19 protein-coding genes, 1 pseudogene, 1 riboswitch and 1 other annotated feature are annotated in these 23,087 nt (G+C 54.0%); of the genes and pseudogenes, 14 read left to right on the top strand and 6 right to left on the bottom strand.

Going from position 1 to position 23,087, the window contains the following annotated elements:
* Positions 1-30: 30 nt before the first annotated feature.
* Together ACVX3G_RS06115 and ACVX3G_RS06120 are read left to right on the top strand one after the other, a co-directional pair.
* A complete protein-coding gene (locus ACVX3G_RS06115; protein ID WP_011232325.1) occupies positions 31-273 on the top strand; it encodes a DUF2584 domain-containing protein in 243 nt (80 codons plus the stop codon).
* A gap of 280 nt (positions 274-553) precedes the next feature.
* On the top strand, positions 554-1,456 hold the full coding sequence (locus ACVX3G_RS06120; RefSeq protein ID WP_011232324.1) for an Rpn family recombination-promoting nuclease/putative transposase: 903 nt from the start codon (positions 554-556) through the stop codon (positions 1,454-1,456).
* Between the two features lie 291 nt (positions 1,457-1,747).
* Here the strand turns inward: ACVX3G_RS06120 and ACVX3G_RS06125 are convergent, their stop codons facing one another.
* Positions 1,748-2,995: an MFS transporter gene (locus ACVX3G_RS06125; RefSeq protein WP_033845326.1), complete on the bottom strand. Its 1,248-nt coding sequence runs from the start codon at positions 2,993-2,995 to the stop codon at positions 1,748-1,750.
* 648 nt (positions 2,996-3,643) lie between these two features.
* Entirely contained in the window at positions 3,644-5,230 is a 1,587-nt protein-coding gene (pckA, locus tag ACVX3G_RS06130) for a phosphoenolpyruvate carboxykinase (ATP) (RefSeq protein WP_033012294.1), read from the bottom strand.
* Between the two features lie 218 nt (positions 5,231-5,448).
* A riboswitch (SAM riboswitch) is annotated at positions 5,449-5,563 on the top strand.
* Positions 5,564-5,692: 129 nt separating this feature from the next.
* Here pckA and metK point away from each other — a divergent pair.
* Entirely contained in the window at positions 5,693-6,904 is a 1,212-nt protein-coding gene (metK, locus tag ACVX3G_RS06135; protein ID WP_014196594.1) for a methionine adenosyltransferase, read from the top strand.
* Positions 6,905-6,926: 22 nt separating this feature from the next.
* On the opposite strand, the gene ACVX3G_RS06140 is transcribed toward metK, so the two are convergent.
* Positions 6,927-7,475 carry a gamma carbonic anhydrase gene (locus ACVX3G_RS06140; RefSeq protein WP_013144421.1) on the bottom strand — a complete coding sequence of 183 codons (549 nt, stop codon included), beginning with the start codon at positions 7,473-7,475 and terminating at the stop codon, positions 6,927-6,929.
* Positions 7,476-7,813: 338 nt separating this feature from the next.
* Here ACVX3G_RS06140 and ACVX3G_RS06145 point away from each other — a divergent pair, with 338 nt between their 5' ends.
* Positions 7,814-8,923 carry a tetraprenyl-beta-curcumene synthase family protein gene (locus tag ACVX3G_RS06145; protein WP_014196592.1) on the top strand — a complete coding sequence of 370 codons (1,110 nt, stop codon included), beginning with the start codon at positions 7,814-7,816 and terminating at the stop codon, positions 8,921-8,923.
* 57 nt (positions 8,924-8,980) lie between these two features.
* On the opposite strand, the gene mnmM is transcribed toward ACVX3G_RS06145, so the two are convergent.
* Positions 8,981-9,568: a tRNA 5-(aminomethyl)-2-thiouridylate-methyltransferase MnmM gene (gene mnmM / locus ACVX3G_RS06150; protein WP_014196591.1), complete on the bottom strand. Its 588-nt coding sequence runs from the start codon at positions 9,566-9,568 to the stop codon at positions 8,981-8,983.
* A gap of 285 nt (positions 9,569-9,853) precedes the next feature.
* On the opposite strand from mnmM, the gene ACVX3G_RS06155 reads away from it, so the two are divergent.
* The 9 genes from ACVX3G_RS06155 (at position 9,854) to ACVX3G_RS06195 (ending at position 19,370) form a co-directional block, all read left to right on the top strand.
* Positions 9,854-10,117, top strand: a complete 264-nt coding sequence (locus ACVX3G_RS06155) for a YtzC family protein (RefSeq protein WP_011232317.1) — start codon at positions 9,854-9,856, stop codon at positions 10,115-10,117.
* A gap of 18 nt (positions 10,118-10,135) precedes the next feature.
* On the top strand, positions 10,136-10,300 hold the full coding sequence (locus ACVX3G_RS06160; RefSeq protein ID WP_011232316.1) for a hypothetical protein: 165 nt from the start codon (positions 10,136-10,138) through the stop codon (positions 10,298-10,300).
* Positions 10,301-10,510: 210 nt separating this feature from the next.
* The gene (locus tag ACVX3G_RS06165; RefSeq protein ID WP_014196590.1) at positions 10,511-11,710 is read left to right on the top strand and encodes an MDR family MFS transporter; all 1,200 of its coding nucleotides are present in this window, start codon (positions 10,511-10,513) and stop codon (positions 11,708-11,710) included.
* Between the two features lie 493 nt (positions 11,711-12,203).
* Positions 12,204-12,425, top strand: a binding site (T-box leader).
* 76 nt (positions 12,426-12,501) lie between these two features.
* A complete protein-coding gene (gene leuS / locus ACVX3G_RS06170) occupies positions 12,502-14,919 on the top strand; it encodes a leucine--tRNA ligase (protein ID WP_014196589.1) in 2,418 nt (805 codons plus the stop codon).
* A 57-nt stretch (positions 14,920-14,976) separates the two neighbouring features.
* Positions 14,977-15,291, top strand: coding sequence for a rhodanese-like domain-containing protein (locus ACVX3G_RS06175; protein ID WP_013144427.1), 315 nt, complete (start codon positions 14,977-14,979; stop codon positions 15,289-15,291).
* Positions 15,292-15,637: 346 nt separating this feature from the next.
* Positions 15,638-16,912, top strand: coding sequence for a helix-turn-helix domain-containing protein (locus ACVX3G_RS06180; protein ID WP_014196588.1), 1,275 nt, complete (start codon positions 15,638-15,640; stop codon positions 16,910-16,912).
* A gap of 15 nt (positions 16,913-16,927) precedes the next feature.
* Positions 16,928-17,056: a hypothetical protein gene (locus tag ACVX3G_RS06185; protein ID WP_014196587.1), complete on the top strand. Its 129-nt coding sequence runs from the start codon at positions 16,928-16,930 to the stop codon at positions 17,054-17,056.
* A gap of 378 nt (positions 17,057-17,434) precedes the next feature.
* A complete protein-coding gene (locus tag ACVX3G_RS06190) occupies positions 17,435-19,075 on the top strand; it encodes a M4 family metallopeptidase (protein ID WP_014196585.1) in 1,641 nt (546 codons plus the stop codon).
* Positions 19,076-19,190: 115 nt separating this feature from the next.
* Positions 19,191-19,370: a sporulation protein Cse60 gene (locus ACVX3G_RS06195; RefSeq protein ID WP_008880941.1), complete on the top strand. Its 180-nt coding sequence runs from the start codon at positions 19,191-19,193 to the stop codon at positions 19,368-19,370.
* Between the two features lie 193 nt (positions 19,371-19,563).
* Here ACVX3G_RS06195 and ACVX3G_RS06200 read toward each other — a convergent pair whose 3' ends face one another.
* Entirely contained in the window at positions 19,564-20,874 is a 1,311-nt protein-coding gene (locus tag ACVX3G_RS06200) for a BaiN/RdsA family NAD(P)/FAD-dependent oxidoreductase (RefSeq protein ID WP_033026072.1), read from the bottom strand.
* 112 nt (positions 20,875-20,986) lie between these two features.
* Here ACVX3G_RS06200 and ACVX3G_RS06205 point away from each other — a divergent pair.
* Positions 20,987-22,611 (top strand): annotated as a pseudogene (locus ACVX3G_RS06205) (putative polysaccharide biosynthesis protein).
* Between the two features lie 216 nt (positions 22,612-22,827).
* On the opposite strand, the gene ACVX3G_RS06210 reads toward ACVX3G_RS06205, so the two are convergent.
* A complete protein-coding gene (locus ACVX3G_RS06210) occupies positions 22,828-23,040 on the bottom strand; it encodes a hypothetical protein (RefSeq protein ID WP_011232307.1) in 213 nt (70 codons plus the stop codon).
* Positions 23,041-23,087: the final 47 nt, after the last annotated feature.

The following is a 23,087-nucleotide window of genomic DNA, read 5'->3' on the forward strand; positions in this document are numbered from 1 at the left end:
TCGATGGGGTGCCAAGGAGGTTGGAATCATATGGGCATGCCGATGGAGCTGCAGACGGTCATTGTGACAAAAGGAAAGGAACAGCGCGTTCAAGGAAATGTGTTTGTGTTGAAAAAAGAAGGCTACCGCTTGTATCCGCTTGACGTGCCGCTTGAAGTGCGCCGGACGGTGCAAAGCGAAGCGAGCGGCGTCGCGGTCGTGAGAAAGCTCGAATGGGAAGACAGTCGGACGACGGTGACGTATGAGCTCGTCAGCCTGTATTCGACGAATTGAACGAGGCTGCACACCATGAAGCGGCTGAATGAGAGATGAACGGGTTCATCGGACAGGAGCGCAAACGGAAGAACGGTTTGCGCTCTTGGCTCAAGTTTTTTCCGTCTATAGTTAACTTGTGGCGTCAGGCCGGTTCAGACAAGCATAAAAATAGCCTTTGCTTGAGGATTTCCTGTGCGACGTTTGATCATACCATAAAAAAAGTAGGGGGGAGGAGAAGGAGTTTGGCCGCGGAGAGCGAATATCATACGATGAATTCGATGCCGCAAGGAGGGGAAACGTGGCCAAACCGCGAATCGATCACGACCGGTTGTTCAAAGAGCTGCTGTCGACGTTTTTCGAAGAGTTTTTGCTTCTTTTCTTTCCCAACGTGTACGAGCACATCGACGTTCGCCACCTTTCTTTCCTCACAGAAGAACTGTTTACCGACGTGACGGCCGGAGAGAAGCATCGCGTCGACTTGTTGGTCGAAACGAAGATGAAGGGGGAGGAAGGGCTCATCATCGTCCATGTCGAACACCAAAGCTACGCACAGCGGACCTTCCCCGAGCGAATGTTCCTCTACTTCAGCCGCTTGTTTCAAAAATACCGCCGCCGCATTCTTCCGATCGCCATCTTCAGCTATGATGAACACCACGATGAACCTTCCTCATTGGTCGTCCAGTTTCCGTTTTTGACCGTTCTCGACTTCCGCTTTCTGACGGTGGAGCTGCGCAAACTGCCGTGGCGCGCGTACATCCGCCATGACAATCCCGTCGCCGCTGCCTTGTTAAGCAAAATGGGGTATAATGAAGAAGAAAAGGTCGAAGTGAAAAAAGAATTTTTGCGCATGCTCGTCCGCCTTGAGCTCGATGAGGCGAAACAGCGGCTGTTGTTCGGTTTTTTTGAAACGTATTTGCGGTTGTCCGAAGAGGAGGAAGCCAAACTGCGAAACGAGGTGAGCCAAATGGAAACGAAGGAAGCGAAGCAAGTGATGGAGCTCATCGTCTCGTACGAACAGCGGGGAATGGAAAAGGGAATTCAACAAGGAGTCAAACAAGGGATGAAGCAAGGGCGCCAAAAAGGGATTGAGGAAGGGAAGCTCGACGTGGTGAAGAGAATGCTGGCGAAAGGGTATGATGTCGACACGATCCACGAACTGACCGGGCTGCCGGTTGAGAAGATCGAACGGGTGAAGGGGTAAGCAGAGCAGACTCTTCGCCGTCGAGCCTCACATTGTCGTCGACCCCCAATCGTGCAAAAACCCCGGGGGATCGACGACAATCATTTTATGCGTTCGAACCTTACGGCCATCGAGGGTAAAGTCTATTGACAGAATTTGTCGGTGACGTTCATCGTCCCGATTGGCGTTTTTATTCTAATTTTGAAAAGGCAGGAGCGCAAACAATCCTTCGGTTTGCACTCTGCCATATGATTAAGCAAGACTGATTCCTTTGCTTTGTTCTGAAATAAAGTGATCATTTACAGAGGGAGCTCACAAAATAGTTCCAGTGATTTCTCCTTTTTGGTTCTCCTTATAACTCCAGATTTTTCGCTGACGATAACTGATCCAGCCGCTGATCAAAAAGCAGCAAACAGACAAATAAAACGAAAAGCGAATCCCGTAAACATCGGCTATAAAGCTCATCAATAAGGCGGAAATCCCGAACGTTACGGAACTAATGACTCCCTGCACGGAAAAAACATGAGGCAGAGCGTCCATCCGGGCATTTTTTTGCAGAATCGTCTGAAGGCAAATCACCTTCCATTGTTCGATGATCCCATACAGGGTGGAATACATAAGCGCCAGCGCACCGTGCGTCGTTGTGCCAAATAACAGTGTGACAATAGCGATACAAAACGGGCCAAACAATACAAAAAATTGCTGATTTTTTTCAACCGATTGACTAAACTTAACGCTTAACAATCCCCCTATCACCATGCCGCCAAAGAAAACAGAGTTAATATATCCCCACCATTCCTCTCCTACATGTAATTGTTCTTTCACATACATATAAAGGATGGCCGAAATCCAGACCCCATTTCCGATTCCTTCAAAAAATGACATGAAGCTAATCGATTTAGCGTGCACATTTCTCCAAGTGTATTCCCATCCTAGACTGATCGAAAGGAGAAAGTTCTTTAGGCCTTTGCCTTGAGCCGTCTTCTTCTTTGTATGTTCTTGTATATGCAACAGAAACATGAGAATGCTTGAGACGACATAGAACAATAAGGTGATATTGATTAAAAGGAACGGCGACCCTACACTGACAATCAAACTCCCAATCGGCCATGCGCTAAGTTTGATGAATTGGTCTAACGTGTTTACAAAACTGTTGGCTTTCAAGATTTCCTCCTTGGAAACGATAAAAGGAACGAGGGAGTTTTTAATCGGATTATTGATCCCATCTAAAAAAGCGATCAATGATACAAAAACATAAACGATCGCAGTGTAATGTTCCGCACCCCAGTGCAAAAACAGCGAGAGAAAAAGCAGCAGAAATGTTTTACACATTTGTCCGTAGGACAATAACGTTTTTAGTTTATATTTTTCGAAAAATATCGGTGCGACGATTCCGCTAATAAATAACGACAATGTAACGAAAAAAGGGACTAATGCGGCAGCCATGGCTTTCGATGTCAAATGATATAGGTAAGAGACAACGGAAACAATGTAGAACACATCTCCGAAATTCGCGAAAGATTGTCCGATCCAAAGGAAATGAAATGTTTTATTTTTCATGACCTCAATCCTCTCTTTGATCATCGAAACGACTGGTGATGGAATAGTCAAAATGAACCAAAAATCAGATCTTCAGTCTTTGATGAAACTGGCTTTTTGCCACGCCCCAAAACGATGGAGCGAAGGAAAACGGGTTGATTTTCAACAATCTGCTAAAGGTAAATGGATATACTGAAGCAATGGAAGCCTCCCCCTTATTCTGTTTAGAGTATCTTGAAAATCAAAAGGCCTTTAGACAGAGCATATCATCATGCTGCTGGAGTTTCTATAGGAATTATGCATCTTGATCACTTGTTTAATGATACTAAAAATTGTGATAAGTATATGAATGATTTGCGGAAAACAGTTGGAGAAATAGAAGTAAGAACACAATTCTTGGGGAAACAGGGAGTAAAAACTTTAGAAATAATGCGCAAGTTCATTAATCATCCATCTTTTGATGACATTACGTATTCCTTGCAGAACTCATGGCCATTGCGGCAAATGAAAACACAGAAGCTCATTGCGTTTGCTCGAGTCTGGTTGTTTGAGGCGAATGAAACGGACCGACGTACAGAAATGTCTAACGATTCAGTGTCGGAGACGAAAGCAGAGGAAAGAACAGAAAAACCGGCCGAACAGGATGTTCCCTGTCCGGCCGGGTTCTTGTTACACGAGCGGTCCGCCGAGTTTTTCGATCGTCGGGTCGATATGGGCGAACTTTCGGAAGTTGGCGCGGAACTTTTGCGCCAGCTCTTTTGCTTTTTGTTCGTATGCTTGTTTGTCAGCCCATGTGTTTTGCGGCTGCAGGACGTCATCCGGCACGCCGGGGACGTGGGTTGGGATGGCGAGGCCGAAAATCGGGTCTTGCACCGTTTCGACGTTGTCCAGCTCCCCTTCGACGGCGGCTTGCACCATCGCCCGGGTGTAGGCGAGCTTCATGCGGCTGCCGACGCCGTACGGTCCCCCTGTCCAGCCGGTGTTGACCAAAAAGACGCGGACGTTGTGTTCGGCGATTTTTTGCCCGAGCATTTCCGCGTATTCGACGGCCGGGCGCGGCAAAAACGGTGCGCCAAAGCACGTTGAGAACGTTGCTTCCGGTTCGGTGACGCCGCGTTCGGTGCCGGCGAGTTTGCTTGTGTAGCCGCTTAAGAAATGGTACATCGCCTGTTCACGCGTCAGCTTGCTGATTGGCGGCAGGACGCCGAACGCATCAGCCGTCAAAAACACGATCGTGGACGGATGGCCGGCGACGCTTGGGTCGACGATGTTTTTGATCGCCTGAAGCGGGTAGGCGGCGCGCGTGTTTTCCGTCAGCGTGCCGTCGTCGTAATTCGGCACCCGCGTCGCGTCGTCGAGGACGACGTTTTCGAGCACCGCGCCGAAGCCGATGGCGTCAAAAATTTGCGGCTCTTTCTCGCGCGATAGGTTGATGCATTTCGCATAGCAGCCGCCTTCGATGTTGAAAATGCCGCGGTTTGACCAGCCGTGCTCATCATCGCCGATCAAGCGGCGGTTCGGGTCGGTCGAGAGCGTCGTTTTTCCCGTTCCCGACAAGCCGAAAAAGAGGGCGACGTCGCCTTCCTGGCCGACGTTGGCCGAGCAGTGCATCGGCAGGATGCCTTGTTCCGGCAGCAAATAGTTCATCACCGAGAAAATCGATTTTTTCATTTCGCCGGCATACTCGGTGCCGCCGATCAACACGGTGCGCCGTTCAAACGAGATGATGATGAACGCTTCCGAGCGCGTGCCGTCGACTTTCGGGTCGGCTTTAAAGTTCGGCGCGCAAATGACGGTGAATTGCGGCTCATGCACGGCGAGCTCTTCGACGTTCGGCCGAATGAACAGCTGATGGACGAACAAGTTGTGCCAGGCGAATTCGTTGACGACTTGAATCGGCAGCCGGTATTTCGGATCGGCGCCGGCAAAGCCTTTAAACACGAACAGTTCATCTTTCTTCATTAAATAGTCGAGCACTTTGTCGTACAGTTTATCAAACGTCTCCGGAGACATCGGCTGGTTGACCGCTCCCCAGTCGATCGTTTGCTTCGTTGACGGTTCTTCGACGATGTATTTGTCTTTCGGCGACCGCCCTGTGTACTTGCCGGTCGTGACCGCGACGGCTCCGGTGTGCGTCAGCCGTCCTTCGTTCCGCTGCAGGACTTTCTCGACGAGCTCGGCGACGGACAGTTGATGATGCACGTACGGTTTTTGCAGCAATACATCAAGCTTATTCGTCATGTTTGCGATCCCCATATTCAAAACCTGCCTTCTTTTTGAAATCACTCTTGAAAATAGTATAACACATTTTTATTAATAGTCCATACTAATTGTGTGGGTTTTTCAAACTTTATTTTGCCCAATGTGTCGATTTCCTTGAGGAAAGAATTTTCTCGGCTGGAAATGATAAAAAATGAATTTTGATAGTTGACTTTGCCGATTCCATTGCGATAAGATAAGTCATTGAACGGATACTCTTATCCCGAGCCGGTGGAGGGACAGGCCCGATGAAGCCCAGCAACCGTCACAACTGTACATGTGTGAAATGGTGCTAACCTGTGGCAAGGCGCAGTCCTTGAACGATAAGAGTGAAAGGAAGCAATACGATTGCCATGACCTTTCCTCAGCCGTTACAGGAAAGGTTTTTTATATTGCGAAGGGAAAAAGGGAAATGAGTTCCGTGTCGCCACATTATGCCAAGAGGAGGAAACAAACCGAATGTCAGCCAAACGCCGCTTGTTTACTTCAGAGTCTGTGACGGAAGGACATCCGGATAAAATTTGCGACCAAATTTCTGACGCCATTTTGGATGCCATTTTGGAAAAAGATCCGAACGCCCGCGTCGCCTGCGAAACGAGCGTCACGACCGGGCTGGTGCTCGTGAGCGGGGAAATCACGACATCAACATACGTGGACATTCCGCGCATCGTCCGCGATACGGTCCGGGAGATCGGCTACACGCGCGCCAAATACGGATTTGACGCCGATACGTGCGCGGTGCTGACGTCGATTGACGAACAATCGCCGGACATTGCGATGGGGGTGAACCGGGCGCTTGAGGCGCGCGAAGGTCAGATGACTGACGAGGAAATTGAAGCGATTGGCGCCGGCGACCAAGGATTGATGTTTGGGTTCGCCTGCAATGAGACGGAAGAATTGATGCCGTTGCCGATTTCGCTTGCGCACCGCTTGGCGCGCCGATTGGCGGAAGTGCGCAAAACGGATGTCTTGCCGTACTTGCGGCCGGACGGGAAAACGCAAGTGACGATCGAATACGATGAAAACGGCAAACCGGTGCGCGTCGATACGATCGTCGTTTCCGCGCAGCACCATCCGGAAATTACGCAAGAGCAAATCGAGCGCGACATTAAAGAACAGGTCATCAAGCCGGTCGTGCCCGCAGAGCTGCTTGATGAGAACACGAAATATTTCATCAACCCGACAGGACGGTTTGTCATCGGCGGTCCGCAAGGGGATGCTGGGTTGACGGGGCGCAAAATCATCGTCGATACGTACGGCGGCTACGCCCGCCACGGCGGCGGCGCGTTCTCGGGCAAAGATCCGACGAAAGTCGACCGCTCGGCGGCGTATGCGGCCCGCTATGTCGCGAAAAACATCGTCGCGGCAGGACTGGCCGACAAATGCGAAGTGCAGCTTGCCTACGCGATCGGCGTCGCCCGCCCAGTTTCGATTTCGATCGATACGTTCGGCACCGGCAAAGTATCGGAAGACATTTTGATTGAGGTCGTGCGCAACAACTTCGATCTCCGCCCGGCGGGCATCATCAAAATGCTCGACCTTCGCCGCCCGATTTACAAACAGACGGCTGCTTACGGCCATTTTGGGCGTACGGACATCGACCTGCCGTGGGAGCGCACCGACAAAGCCGCCTTGTTGAAAGAACAAGCGCTGGCGTTGGCGGACAAGTGATGAAAGAAAAAGAGCTGCCTGATCACGGCAGCTCTTTTTTGTTGGCGCACGATGTCCGCTGTTGCTGCAGCGCTTTGTAATACTGCCCTTTCTCGACATATTCGCGGCGGATGCGCTCCATTTCACGGATGTCGTCTTCCGTCAGTTCGCGGACGACTTTCGCCGGCCGGCCGAGGGCGAGCGTGTTGGGCGGAATTTTTTTGCCCGGCGGCACTAAACTGCCGGCGCCGATAAACGCGCCTTCCCCGATTTCCGCGCGGTCCAAAATGATCGAGCCCATGCCGATGAGCGCGTTTTTGCGAACGATGGCGCTGTGCAAAATGACTTGATGGCCGACTGTTACACCGTCTTCAATGATAAGCGGATTGTTTGGACTTTGATGCAAAATTGAGTTATCTTGAATATTGACCCGGTTGCCAATCACCGTTGGCGCCACATCGCCGCGAATGACGGTATTGAACCAAATGCTCGTCTCTTCGCCGATCACGACATCGCCGGTGATCGTCACATAGTCGGCGATAAAGGCGGAGGCGGCAATTTGCGGCGTTTTGCCTTTGTATGGGTAAATCATGGGCGTTCGTTCCTTTCTGCTGCAAAATCGATCGTTCACCATGTATTGTACAACGCTGCGTCCAAATCGCCAACGAAAGTGAGCGCGCCTGGTCGGGATTGGTGAAAAACGTTTCGTTTCGCCCGATGAGTGGTTGGGATCGGGAAAGAAGATCCGATTTCACAAAGCTTCTCAACGTGAGAAGAACCGTTGTTGAGCGGTTTTTTCATTCCATCGCCAACCCTTTTATGGTTTGCCCCGCCCGCATTGATGGCAATACTGGAAGACGAGATCGCAGGCTGTTCAGACGCGAAACGATTTTGGTTGCTGATAAGATGGAAATGCTAGGAGACGAGACCATGGTGTTTGCACCTGAGGTGAGCCGATTGAACATTCCGAAAAACCCCATCGCCTTGATGAAAATGGTGTATCGTGACGTGCTTCCGCTTGTCCACCGCGAGCTTGCCTATTGGCGGCGCCAGGCCGAGCGCATTCCCGACCCGGAATTGCGGCGCCAGGCCTTGGCGAGCATCGCTTCGAAAACGTTCCATTGCGAAGGCGGCTCCATTTTGGCGCTCTTGGCCGGAGAAAACATGGAGGATTGCATCCGCTTTATCGTGGCTTACCAGACGATCAGCGATTATTTGGATAATTTGTGCGACCGCAGCACCTCGCTCGATCCGCTCGACTTTCGCGCCTTGCACGATTCGATGCCGGACGCTTTGACGATCGGCGCGGAGCCGTCGAACTATTACCGCCATCGCCGCGAACAGGAAGACGGCGGCTATTTGCCGGCGCTCGTCCGCACGTGCCAAGAGGTGCTCGAGACGGTGCGCCATTATGAGACGATCGCCCCATTTTTGCATGAATTGGCCGGATATTATTGCGACTTGCAAGTGCATAAACATGTCGAAGCGAGCGAGCGGGTGCCGCGGCTGGAGAAATGGTTCGCGCAATACAAAGACGCCTTGCCGCCGATGGAATGGTATGAGTTTTCCGCCTGCTCCGGTTCGACGCTCGGCATTTTCTGCCTCGTCGCCTATGCGTTTGGCGAATCGCTGCCGCCGGAGATGGCGAGACAAGTGCGCGACGGTTATTTTCCGTACATTCAAGGACTGCACATTTTGCTCGACTATTTGATCGACCAGGAGGAAGACCGGGACGGCGGCGATTTAAACTTTTGCTTTTACTATCCGAATGAAACGGTGATGCTTGAGCGGCTTTGCCATTTCATCGAAGAGGCCGACCGCCATGTCGGCGCCCTTCCGCACGGCGAGTTTCACCGCCTTATTCACCGAGGGCTTCTTGGGTTGTATTTGTCGGATGCCAAGGTGAAAAAGCAGCGCGGGCTGCGCCGGCTGGCGCGCCGGCTCGTCCGCGCCGGCGGGGCGGCGTCGCAGTTTTTCTATTGGAACGGAAAAGCATACCGCTTTTGGCAGGAGCGGCAAAAACGGCTGTCCTTTTCATAAGGGCGGCTGTTTGCTTGTATTGGCAAGAGCAGTGGTTCGTCGGCGGATCGGACGGAATCAGGCGCCCCCATCCGCCCGATTCTCGAGCGCGAGCAAAAACGGCGGGTTGTTTTGCCGATTGATGAATTCGTATTTCAAGGCATGGACGCGCCGTTGATCAAGAGAACGGACGTAATCAAGGAGCGCGTCGCGTTCGCGCTTTCCTTCCGGATGGCCGTGGTAGACGACAAGAACGATGACGCCGCCCGGCTTCATGACGGAAAGCAACTGGCGGACCGCTTCGATCGTCGATTCCGGCTGGGTGACGATTTGCTTATTGCCGCCCGGCAAATAGCCGAGGTTGAACACCGCGCCGGCGATGCGCCCGTGTACATCGGCGGGAAGCGCCTCAAGCAGTTCACTATGGCTTCGCTCGAACAACGTCGCCCGCCCGCATAGCCCATGTTCCGCGAGGCGGGCGGAAGCGGCGGTGATGGCCTCAGGCTGAATGTCAAAGCCGAACACATGGCCTGTCTCCCCGACGCGTTCGGCCAAATACACGGTGTCGTGCCCGTTGCCGACGGTCGCGTCGACGGCGATGTCGCCTTCGTTGACCGCTTGATCAAGCAAAAAGCGGGCAAACGGCAAAATGTTCATCAAAGCCATCGGTTGGCCCCTCCTTGTGATCGTTTCATCGTTTACGTTGGCAGGCGTGGCGTTGCGCCAAAGTGTCGGATGCCATCGCTTTTCCCCTAAACTTTCCATCCTCTGCGCCGGCGTGACAGAAAACCTTGAGCTGACCGACATTGATCGAGCTGAACGAAGATCCTCACGTCGGCATTGTAACAAAAACTTCATGGAAAATCGACCGCTGCCAATCATTGGCGTGATACGGCCGGCCTATGCGGCGCATAGTAAACATGAGGGAATATCACGAAACGAGGTGAGCGCATGGCGACAAGACAATCCGTTGAGGAATTTTTGCAGCGGTGTGAAGATGTGATCCGCTACGCGAAAGAGCAATATACGGAAGCGCAAAAGCAGGAGCATTACAACATCACCGAATACACCAACGCCCAGCAGATGCTCGAGCAGACGGTCATCGATTTAGCGCACTTGGCGCGAAGCTGCAACGCCCAGCAGCGTGAGCAGCTGCATCGGATGCGGCTCCAACTGGAGCAATTGCAAAACGACATGATTTTGCTTGACCGCTGAAACGAGGAGGAACACAACATGAAGCGACGCTTGAAACAAACGAATCCGGAACAAAAAACACGCAACGGCCAAAACAATAACGATCTTGAGCTTGGTCAAGACTTTGACCCGGTGAAGCTGGCGAAAAAGCAATACGAGGAAACGGGCGGCCAACCGATCCGCTCCAAGCAGCGGAACGGGTGACGACAAGCCAAAGGGGCGGAAGCCGCTCCAACTTGTTCTTCTTTTCGCGCAGGAGCCCCGCTTCAAAAGCCATTGTTTCCGTGGGGAGTTAGTTTGGCAAAAAAGTGGCGGACGCATCGGAACGCTCCGCCTTTTTGATTGCATTTTTTCCTGTTTTCCCCTACAATTATTTCGGAACTCAAAATAAAAACCAGAAAAGGATGATGACCGATGCCCCGCGCTCTTTGGTGGCTGCTTGTCGGCATGGCGCTCAATGTGACAGGGGCGTCGTTTCTATGGCCGCTAAACACGATCTATTTGCACGAACAGCTCGGCCAGCCGCTCGCTGTCGCTGGTGTCGTGCTCATGCTCAACTCTGGGGGAAGCGTCATCGGCAGCTTGGCCGGCGGCTTTTTGTTTGACCGGATCGGCGGGTTTCGCGTTTTGTTGGCCGGAGCGATGTTGACGATAGCCGCGCTCGGCGGCTTAAGCGTTTGGCACGGTTGGCCGCATTATGCGGTGTTTTTGGCGTTTGTCGGCGTTGGCAGCGGCGTCGTCTTTCCGGCCGCGTCGGCGTACGCCGGGGCGATTTGGCCGGAAGGGGGGCGGCGGGCGTTCAACGCCTTGTATGTCGCGCAAAACATCGGCGTCGCCGTCGGGTCGGCGCTTGGCGGGCTTGTCGCTTCATATTCGTTCTCGCTCGTTTTTTTCGCCAATCTTTTGTTGTATGCCGCGTTTTTGTTTACGGTTGTGGCCGGGCTGCGCCGCGTTCCGCTCTTGCCGCCGCCGAGAAAGAAACGATCCGGAGAAGCGGAAAGAGCGCCATCCCGCTCCGCGGGCTGGGCGCTTGCCCTCCTTTGCGCCGGCTATGGACTGTGTTGGTTGAGCTATGTCCAATGGTCGACGACGATCGCCGCCTATACACGCGAGCTCGGGATACCAGTCGGGCAGTACAGCTTGCTTTGGACGATCAACGGAGCGTTGATCGTCTTGGCCCAGCCGCTGTTGTCAGCGGTCATCCGCCGCTTCATGCCGACGTTGAAGCGGCAAATCGTGATCGGTTTTTTTATTTTCGCCGTTTCGTTTGCCATGCTGTTGGGGGCGCATTCGTTTGCAGAGTTTGCCGCGTCCATGATGGTGCTCACGATCGCCGAGATGATCGTCTGGCCGGCGATTCCGGCCGCGGTGAACGAATGGGCGCCCCCGGGGAAAGCCGGGTTTTACCAAGGAATCGTCAACGGGACGGCCACGGCCGGACGGATGATCGGACCGGTCATCGGCGGCTCGGTCGCCGATCTGTTTGGAATGAAACTGCTCATCATGATGTTAGCATTGTTTGCCTTATTGGCGGTGCTGGCCGCGCTTTTGCATGATCGTCGGCTCCCGAAGCGGACGGAGAACGCGGATGAAAAAACCGCGGCTTCCGTATAGATTTCGGCTTGCAATTGATCGACAAATTTTTTAAAATAATAATAAATTTGTCATTCTGTCCACTCATCGCTCGATTCATCCTATTTCGCGCAGGAGACTCCCACTTCAACGACCAAAGGGAGTAAGTGGGAGAGGAATGTGCGTTCCCCCTTTCTTTTGTGTATGATAGAATAAAGACGTGGAGAAAACTGTTAAATAAAGGCACTCCAATAACGGCTGCTCGATGGATGGAGTTGGTTGCAGGAAACGTTGCAACCGTAAAACATGAGCGTAGGTCTGTCTGTTGTGTGTGGAAGCCAAGTACTGCCAACAGACACACCGAGAGAATCGGTAACGATGCAGGCATGACCTGCGTCGTTGGGTAGTCGTCAACCTGCCCCCTGATGCAACCCCAAGTCAAGGAAGGAGGACGAAGTCCGTTTGCACTTCTGGGGAGTTGCAAGCCCCCACTTCAAGCGTTAGCGAAGTGGGGGTAGTTGACGTGCGAATAAGGCGAATAACGGTGAAGAGGAGCAGTAGCGGGCCCGACGGACGGCAGAGAGTTGACGGATGGTGCGAGTCAACCGAAGTCGGCTCGTGAACTCGCCTCGGAGTTGCCGGCGTGAACGGTCATCGACAGCGCCGGCCGTCCATCCGCGTTAAGGAAGAAAGCGGGTGCGCCGTTTGGCGCGCCAAAAAGGGTGGTACCGCGGGAAGCGCGCCTCTCGTCCCTTTGCTGTGGGGATGGGGGGGTTTTTTTGTACATATTTTCGTCAATGATGCAAGTAGAACTTGATAGGAGGAGTGCTGCGATGAGCTTCAACCACCGCGAAATTGAACAAAAATGGCAGGACTATTGGGAGAAAAACAAAACGTTCCGCACGTCCGATGATGATGACAAGCCGAAGTTTTACGTTCTCGACATGTTCCCGTATCCATCCGGCGCCGGCTTGCACGTCGGCCATCCGGAAGGATATACGGCGACCGATATTTTGGCGCGCATGAAGCGGATGCAAGGGTACAACGTCCTTCACCCGATGGGCTGGGACGCGTTCGGGCTGCCGGCCGAGCAATATGCGCTCGATACCGGCAACGACCCGGCGGAGTTTACGCAAAAAAACATCGACAATTTCCGCCGGCAAATCAAATCGCTTGGCTTTTCGTACGACTGGGACCGGGAGATCAATACGACCGACCCGAACTATTACAAATGGACGCAATGGATTTTCTTGAAGCTGTATGAAAAAGGGCTCGCCTACATGGATGAAGTGCCGGTCAACTGGTGCCCGGCGCTCGGCACGGTGCTGGCGAACGAAGAGGTGATCAACGGCCGGAGCGAGCGCGGCGGGCATCCGGTCATCCGCAAGCCGATGCGGCAATGGATGCTGAAAATCACCGCCTATGCCGACCGCTTGCTTGAAGATTTGGAAGAGCTCGACTGGCCGGAAAGCATTAAGGAGATGCAGCGCAACTGGATTGGCCGTTCGGAAGGAGCGGAAATCGAGTTCGCCGTCGACGGCCATGACGAAACATTCACCGTGTTCACGACGCGTCCGGATACGCTGTTTGGCGCGACGTACACCGTCTTGGCGCCGGAGCATCCGCTCGTTGAAAAAATCACGACGCCGGAGCAAAAGCCAGCCGTTGACGCCTACTTAAAGGAAATTCAAAGCAAAAGCGACCTTGAGCGCACCGATTTGGCGAAAGAAAAAACGGGCGTGTTCACCGGCGCGTACGCCATTCACCCGGTCACCGGCGATCGGCTTCCGATTTGGATCGCTGACTACGTCTTGATGAGCTACGGCACCGGAGCGATCATGGCCGTGCCGGCGCACGATGAGCGCGACTACGAGTTTGCGAAAAAATTCCACTTGCCGATGAAAGAAGTCGTCGCCGGCGGGAATATCGAAAAGGAAGCGTACACCGGAGATGGCGAGCATATCAACTCCGAGTTTTTGAACGGCTTGAACAAGCAGGAAGCGATCGACAAAATGATCGCCTGGCTTGAGGAGCACGGCAAAGGGCGGAAAAAAGTGTCGTACCGGCTGCGCGACTGGCTGTTCAGCCGCCAGCGCTACTGGGGCGAGCCGATTCCGATCATCCATTGGGAAGACGGCACGATGACGCCGGTGCCGGAAGAGGAATTGCCGCTTGTGCTGCCGAAAACGGATGAAATCCGTCCGTCGGGAACGGGCGAGTCGCCGCTGGCCAACATCGAAGAATGGGTCAATGTTGTCGACCCGAAAACCGGGAAAAAAGGGCGGCGCGAAACGAACACGATGCCGCAATGGGCTGGAAGCTGCTGGTATTATTTACGCTACATCGACCCGCACAACGACAAGCAGCTCGCCGATCCGGAAAAGCTGAAAAAGTGGCTGCCGGTCGATGTTTACATCGGCGGGGCGGAGCACGCGGTTTTGCATTTGCTTTATGCCCGCTTCTGGCATAAGTTTCTCTATGACCTTGGCATCGTGCCGACGAAAGAACCGTTCCAAAAGCTGTTCAACCAAGGGATGATTTTAGGCGAAAACAACGAAAAAATGAGCAAATCAAAAGGCAACGTCGTCAACCCGGACGACATCATCGAAAGCCATGGGGCCGACACCTTGCGGCTGTATGAAATGTTCATGGGGCCACTTGAGGCGTCGATCGCTTGGTCGACGAAAGGGCTTGACGGGGCGCGGCGCTTCCTCGACCGCGTCTGGAGACTCTTTGTCACCGAGAATGGCGAACTGAACCCGAACATTGTCGACGAACCGGCGAACGATACGCTCGAGCGCATCTATCACCAAACGGTGAAAAAAGTGACGGAAGACTATGAAGCGCTCCGCTTTAACACCGCCATTTCGCAGCTTATGGTGTTCATCAACGAAGCGTACAAAGCGGAGCAAATGAAAAAAGAATACATGGAAGGCTTCGTCAAGCTCTTGTCGCCGGTCTGCCCGCACATCGGCGAGGAGCTGTGGCAAAAGCTTGGCCACACGGACACGATCGCCTATGAACCGTGGCCGACGTATGATGAAACGAAGCTTGTGGAAGACGTCGTGGAAATCGTCGTGCAAATCAACGGCAAAGTGCGGTCGCGCTTGCACGTGCCCGTTGACTTGCCAAAAGAAGCGCTCGAGGAGCGGGCGCTCGCCGATGAAAAAATCAAAGAGCAGCTTGAGGGCAAAACCGTGCGCAAAGTGATCGCCGTCCCCGGCAAGCTCGTCAATATCGTCGCCAACTGATGATGAGGGCGGGCTTCGGCCCGCTCCCTATCCACCAACGAAAGGGGTCGATCTGCCATGGAAGAGATCAAGGAAATCACGCCGGCTGAAGTGAAAGAAAAACTCGAACGCGGGGAAAAGCTGAACATTGTCGATGTGCGCGAAGACGAGGAAGTCGCCCTCGGCATGATCCCCGGCGCCAAACATATTAAAATGGGCGACATCCCCGATCGGCTTGAGGAATTCGACCGCAACGAAGAATATATTTTCGTCTGCCGCTCCGGACGGCGGAGCGAAAACGTCTGCCGCTACTTGCAAGAGCTTGGCTATCGCGTCCGCAACATGACGGGCGGCATGCTCGAGTGGGAAGGCGAAACAGTGCCGAAGCGATAAGCGCTTCCGGCTCAAAGAACAGGGCATGGCGGCGGGCCGTCATCCAAGTGATCCCGTTTTTGTCGAGACCAAAACGACGGAACGTGTCAGCGGATGGGAAATGGATCCATCCGAACGGCCCCGTTCAGTCAAGAGGCAGAGGAATGGCTGGCTGCCGCGGGCCTTTTCATGCGTCGGCGGCTTGCGCTTCCCCGGTCCGCTTGCGGGGTAGGAGCGAAAAAGCGTCCCAGCTTTTAGGGGCGCTTTTTCCATTTTGTTTTAGTACCAAAGTGTGATGCAAGAAAAAAAAAGGAAAGGATATAATTTTCGGTAAAATCAGACACTTGTTCGAAGGAGGAGCTCTCTGTTGAAACTCGGCGACCGCTTGAAATTCGCCCGCTTGATGAAAGGCCTGACCCAAGAAGAAACGGCTGAAGGCATTATTTCGGTTTCTTATTTATCGAAAATTGAGAATAACCAAGTCATACCGAGCCAAGAGGTGCTCGAATGGCTGTTTCGGCGGCTGGACATCCGGCCGGGTGGAAACGAAACAATGCCTTCATGGTTCGAATGGGTGATGTCGTGGTATAAGGCGATGACGAACCGTGATGTGCCTGCCGCGCGGGAACTGTATGAAACGGTCAAAGAACGATGCGAGCAGTCTGGGGATGCCGAAGCCATGATTTATTTTCAGCTGATGCGAATCCGGTATTGGCTGCTTCTTGGCGACAAAAAGGGGGCGGAAACGGCGGCGCAAAGCGTGCGGGACTGGTATGGGTCGTTGAGTGATGACATGCGCTATTATTATTGGAAGTTTTTTGGGCTTTTATATTATTGTCAAGAAAAATATGACGACGCCTTGCATTGTTATCAAAAGGCAGAAGAGTTGTTGAAGGGAGAATGGAAAACGAGCGGGGAGGAGGCCGATTTGGCTTACTTGTCGGCGCTTGCATGCAGCCGTCTGTGGAAATGGTTTCAATGCCTTCATTACGCCGAGCGCGCGCTGGCGCTCAGCCAGGCGGAATACGACTTGCGGCGGAGCGCCGAATGCCATGTGCTGCTGGCGATTTGCCATCGGCGCTGCGGGGAGATCGATAAAGCGGTTGACCATTGTCTGCTGGCCCAAAAGGCGGCGAGGATGGTGGATGATCGACGGCTTCTTGGGATTGTGGAACACAATCTCGGCCACTTGAAAGGAATGAAACGTCAATACCGCGAGGCGGTGCAACATTATGAGAACAGTTTGATCTATAAAGAGGCCGCTCCGCTGGATTCCCGGCTCATCACGCTTTTGTCGCTCGTGCGCGTGCATTGTGATGCCAAGCATTATCGCAAAGCGTTGATGGCTGTCGAGGAAGGGTGGAAACAGCTCGAACAAGCCCCTAACGGCGCGTCCGAGCATTATGAGTATTATTTGCATTTTTCCATTTACCGGCTGCTTTTGAGCGAAGAAGATGAACCGTTGGAGCGGCTGCTCAAACAGGAGGCGATTCCCTATTTCCAAAAAAAGAAGGAGTATGACGACGCGTCATTGTATGCCGAATATTTGGCGGATTGTTATATGCGGAGGCGCCAATACAAGCAGGCGGCCCAATATTATCAATTAAGTTGCGCTCTCTTGCGGGCGCAAACAGGCGTTTGAAAGGAGGTGAAGCTCGTGAAAAAGCGGGTCGTTGTGATCATCGTTCTCGCCGTCCTTGGCCTCGCTTCAGCCTTTGGCCAAGGCATCGGGGTGAAAGAAGCGGCTAAAGATGAGCATCCGCCGCCGACGGTGATCGCCCGATAAAAGAAGCGGCTGGATTGGCGCTTTGCCTGTCTGTGTTGATCTTCTTCGAACCGATCCGTCTCCTGTTTTCGCCATGGGGCGAAAGCGGGGGATGAGTCGGTTTTTTGTTTCGTCCGTCAAAGCACGTTCTGTGGAAATCCGTCGGCTCAAGCGAAAAAGATCAATCGTTTTTTCCGCTTGGCAGCTTCGCTGTCGGTCGTGTTTCACTTTGGCTGTTTTGTCGCAGGCGGAAAGCCGCAAAGAGGGAAAAACGGAAAATAGGCTGCCGGATCAGGACGCATGTCGCCCGATCATTTTCCCAATACCCAATCAAAATATATTGTAATAAAATTTTTACTAGAATAAATAATTTGAAAATATAAGAAAGGGGTAAAGGGAATGAACAAACGGGCGATGCTTGGCGCGATTGGGTTGGCGTTTGGATTGATGGCTTGGCCGTTCGGGGCTTCGGCGAAGGAAAAATCAATGGTGTGGAACGAACAGTGGAAGACGCCGTCGTTCGTTTCTGGTTCGCTGTTAAAAGGCGAGGATGCTCCGGAAGAATTGGTTTACCGTTATCTTGATCAAGAGAAGAATACGTTCCAGCTTGGTGGACAAGCCCGCGAACGGCTGAGCTTGATTGGCAAACAAACGGATGAACTCGGCCATACGGTCATGCGTTTTGAACAGCGCTATCACGGCATCCCAGTGTATGGCGCCGTGCTCGTTGCCCATGTCAACGATGGCGAATTGTCCTCTTTGTCGGGTACGCTCATTCCGAATTTGGACAAACGAACGTTGAAAACAGAAGCTGCCATTTCCATTCAACAAGCGGAAATGATCGCGAAACAAGATGTGGCTGATGCGGTGACGAAAGAACGGCCGGCGGCCGAAGAGGGAAAACCAACGCGGCTTGTCATCTATCCGGATGGGGAGACCCCGCGCCTCGCCTATGAAGTCAATGTCCGCTTTTTAACCCCTGTCCCAGGCAACTGGATCTACATGATCGATGCCGCAGACGGAAAAGTGTTGAACAAATGGAACCAAATGGACGAGGCGAAGCCGGGCGGCGGGCAGCCGGTCGCCGGCACGTCGACGGTCGGCGTGGGCCGCGGTGTGTTGGGGGATCAGAAATATATCAATACGACGTATTCCTCGTATTATGGCTACTACTATTTGCAAGACAATACGCGCGGCAGCGGCATTTTTACGTATGACGGACGAAACCGCACCGTTTTGCCCGGCAGCTTATGGGCCGATGTCGACAATCAATTTTTCGCCAGCTATGACGCGGCGGCCGTGGACGCCCATTATTACGCCGGCGTCGTGTATGATTACTACAAAAATGTGCACGGCCGGCTAAGCTATGACGGCAGCAACGCCGCCATCCGTTCGACCGTCCATTACGGCCGCGGCTACAACAACGCGTTTTGGAATGGTTCGCAAATGGTGTACGGCGATGGCGACGGACAGACGTTTTTGCCGTTTTCCGGCGGCATTGACGTCGTTGGGCATGAGTTGACCCATGCGGTGACGGATTATACGGCCGGGCTTGTTTACCAAAACGAATCCGGCGCCATCAATGAAGCGATGTCCGATATTTTCGGCACGCTCGTGGAGTTCTACGCCAACCGCAACCCGGACTGGGAGATCGGCGAAGACATTTACACGCCGGGAATTGCCGGCGACGCGCTTCGCTCCATGTCGGATCCGGCGAAATACGGCGATCCGGATCATTATTCCAAACGGTACACCGGCACACAAGACAATGGAGGAGTCCATACAAACAGCGGCATCATCAATAAAGCGGCGTACTTGCTCAGCCAAGGCGGCGTCCATTACGGCGTAAGCGTCACCGGCATCGGCCGCGACAAAATGGGGAAAATTTTCTACCGGGCGCTTGTCTACTATTTGACGCCGACGTCGAACTTCAGCCAGCTGCGCGCGGCCTGCGTGCAAGCGGCCGCTGATTTGTACGGGTCGACAAGCCAAGAAGTCAACTCGGTGAAACAGGCGTTCAATGCGGTTGGAGTGTATTAAGACGAATGAAGTTTCTGACGTCACGCGTCCCGCTGTTCGAGGGCGCGTGACGCCTTTTGTGGGCAGGATTTTCCCTAAATGCGTGGAAAAGGAAAAAGAAAACGGGGGAATGGAGATGTACAAAGTGAAAGTGTTTGATAAAGAGCATGAAAAAGATTTGGAAGCGGCGGTCAATGATTTTTTAGCCCGATTGAAAGACGGACAGTTGATCGATGTCAAGTACAGTGTGGCGGCGATGGAATCGGAAGGCGAGCAAATCTACTGTTTTTCCGCCATGGTCATTTACCGGACTTGACACTCCACACGGCTCCAGACCGTGGGATTCTTTGGGCCGTTTTCGTGCTGATCCCCCCAAAGCGGGCGACGCTTTTTTCATTGCGGCATTTCCATTTCAGGCGGCGAAATTTTGCGATCGCCCGCCTTGAAGACGGGCGTTGTCGGAATGTCAGCGGACGCCCCGGAGCACCCGAGGGGCATGAGGACGGCGGTCAATTCGTTGCTGTCTGCCCCGCGGAGCCGCTCGCCCCGTTTTTTTCCGCCAATGCATAGCGGGCGGCGTTCACGCCGGCGAGCCGCCCGGTGACAAGGGCGGCGGTGATGTTGTAGCCGCCCGTGTAGCCGTGAATGTCCAAAATTTCCCCGCAAAAGTAAAGGCCGGCCATGCATTTGGAGGCCATTGTTTTCGGCTCAATTTCTTTGACCGACACGCCGCCGCCGGTGACGAATGCTTTCTCAAGCGGCAGCGTGCCGTGGACGTAAAAGGTAAATTGTTTGCACTGTCGGACAAACGCCCGCAGCGCCTCATGGCCGACCGTGCCGGCAGAGGCGTGCGGGTCGATGCCGGCCCGCTCGAGCAAAAAGACGGCGTACCGCTCGGGAAGCACCGTTTTGGCGATCGTTTTCATCGCCTTTTTCGGCTCCTCTTTGCACAGCTTGGCGAACTGTTGAAACAGTTCTTCCTGCGTCACGTCCGGAAGCGCGTCGATGCTCATTTTGACCGCGCCGTCCGTCGCTTTTTTCAACGCCTTAACGACAAACTGGCTGCAGCGGAGAGCAGCTGGGCCGGAAATGCCGAAGTGCGTAAACAGCATATCCATCCGGTGGGTGATGATCGGTTTGCCATTCGGCTTTAAGACGCTTAACGCGACGTCGCGCAGCGACAAGCCTTGCAGCGTCCGCTCTCGGATGAACGGCTCATGCGAGACGATCGGAACTTCGGTTGGAAACAATTCGGTCACCGTGTGGCCCGCTTTTTCCGCCCACGGATAGCCGTCGCCTGTTGAGCCGGTTTGCGGCACCGATTTGCCGCCGACGGCGACGACAACCGCACGGGCGTGGATCGTCTCCCCGCTTTTCAGCGTGACACCGACTGTTTTTCCTTGTTCATACAACACGTCCGCCACTGGCGATTCAAGCCGAACATCGACGCCAAGGCGCGACAATTCGCGAACAAGCGCGTCGACGACCGACTGGGCGCTGTCGCTTTTAGGAAACATGCGGCCGTGGTCTTCCTCCTTGAGCGGCACGCCGAGCCGCTCAAAAAAGCGGATGATGTCTTCATTGTTAAATACGGAAAAGGCGCTGTATAAAAAGCGGCCGTTGCCGGGAATATGGCGGACCATTTCATCCACCGGCAGCCGATTCGTCACGTTGCAGCGTCCGCCGCCGGAGATGGCGAGCTTGCGCCCGAGCTTCGTTCCTTTTTCCAACAAGAGCACCTTCGCCCCTTCTTCGCCGGCGCCGATGGCCGCCATGAGCCCGGACGGACCGCCGCCGATGATGATGACGTCGTATCCCATGTTCATTCCACCCTCTCTTTCTGCGCGTGGCCGATATTTTTCGTTCCATTGACAACTATGGTAAAATAGATACGTTGTTATTTTCAACGTCCATGGCTAGGGAAGGGGTCATATGTCAACATCGAAGCTGCTGCGCGGCACGTTTATTTTAACGGCTGGCGTGATGATTTCTCGCCTTCTTGGTTTATTTTACGTCATCCCGTTTTACCATCTTGTCGGCGAGCGTGGCGGGGCGTTGTACGGATACGGCTATGTGCCGTACCAAATTTTTTGAGCTTGGCGACCGGCGGGCTGCCGGTGGCGGTGTCAAAGTTTGTGTCGAAATACAACGCGCTTGGGGAATACGGCGTCGGCTATCGGCTCTTTCGCTCCGGCCTTGTCTTGATGATCGCAAGCGGCATCGCCTCATGGCTCATTTTGTACGCCCTGGCGCCCATCTTGGCGCCGCACGTCATCGATGCGAAAACGAACGTCAACTCGGTCGACGACGTCACGGCCGTCATCCGCGCGGTCAGCTTTGCGCTCCTCATCGTGCCGGTGATGAGCTTGATCCGCGGATTTTTCCAAGGACATGAGTCGATGGGCCCGACGGCGCTGTCGCAAGTCGTCGAACAAATCGCGCGCATCGCGTTTTTGCTTGGGGCGTGCTACGTCATTTTGCGCCTGATGGACGGCTCGATCGTCTCCGCTGTGAGCGCGGCGACGTTTGCCGCGTTTGTCGGGGCGGCGGCGGGGCTTTTGGTGTTGCTTGTCTATTGGTGGAAGCGGCGTCCGTATTTGCAGTCGCTGCTTGCGCGTGACCGCGGCGAAGCGGACGTATCGCTTTTGGCGATGTACAAAGAGCTGCTTCTGTCGTCCATTCCGTTTGTGTTTGTCGGCTTGTCGATGTCGCTGTACCAGCTCGTCGATCAGTTTACGTTCAATCACGCGATGGCGGCGGCGGGCCGCGGGAACATCTCGGAGCACGCGTATTCCGTGTTCAACATGTGGGCGCAAAAGCTCGTCATCATACCAGTGACGCTCGCGACCTCGTTCAGCTTGGCGCTCATCCCGACGATTACGAAAGCGTATGTCGCGCAAGATCGGAAAGCGCTGCGGCAATATTTGAACCAGACGTTTCAAGTGCTCATGTTTTTAACGCTCCCGGCGGTGATTGGCATGGCGGTGCTTGCAGGGCCGGTGTACAGCTCGTTTTACAGCTATGATCCGCTTGGTGAACAAGTGTTGCGCTGGTATGCGCCGGCGGCGATTTTGTACGCATTGTTTTCCGTGACGGCCGCCATCATGCAAGGCATCAACGAGCAGCGGTTTACGGTCGTCAGTTTGGCTGCCGGCTTGCTTGTGAAGCTTTTGCTCAACACGCCGCTCATTATGAAAGGGTCGGCCGTCGGAGCCATTGCGGCCACGATGGCGGGCTATTTCGTCTCGGTGGCGTTCAACTTATGGGTCATTCAGCGCCGCACGCGCTACCGCTATCGGTTTGTCGCCCGCCGGACGGCGTTTATGGCCATCCTGACGGCGGCGATGTCAGCGGCGGTTATGGGGGTCGAGGCGTTGGCGTCCCGATGGATCGATTACCGCGCCGGCACCGCTGAATCGGTGGGCGCTGTTTCCATCGGCGCAGCGGTCGGGGCGGCCGTCTACTTGTTTCTCAGCATCCGCTCCGGGTTGTTTTCGGCGCTGTTTGGCGACCGGTTTGCGTTTTGGCGCCGGAAAGAGAAAAAGGCGGTATCGTAGACGAGGGTGTATGGGGGGATCGGCCGTTGACCGGACGGCCGTTTCCTAGAAGCGGCTCGTTTAGGCCGGGAGCCCGGCGGACGGCGCTTCTTGCGAACGTCGCGGCGCCCGAGCGAAAGGGTTCGACGACGGCTGTTTTTCGCCCTCCCCCATGCCGTTCGGCTTGCGGCAAAAAAAGAAGAAGGCGGTCGTCCCCGCCTTCTTTCTCCATTTCGCTTACGACAGGCCGAGCCGGCGTTCGATGCGATCGAGGCGGCTTTCCACCCGGTCGAGCCGGCGGTCGAGCCGTTCGACGGCCCGCTCAAGCCGTTCGATGCGCCGCGCCCAGTTGGCGAATGGCCCGCCTGGGTATCCGGGCCAAAATTGGCTGGCTGGCGGCTGTTGACGGTAATCATCCAACGTTGGGACATAATAGTAATATTCATTCATCGGCAAATCCCCCTTCTTGATGTTTCCTTCACAGTGTATGGGGGGAA

The sequence above is a fragment of the Geobacillus sp. PLS 41 genome, assembly GCF_056494105.1.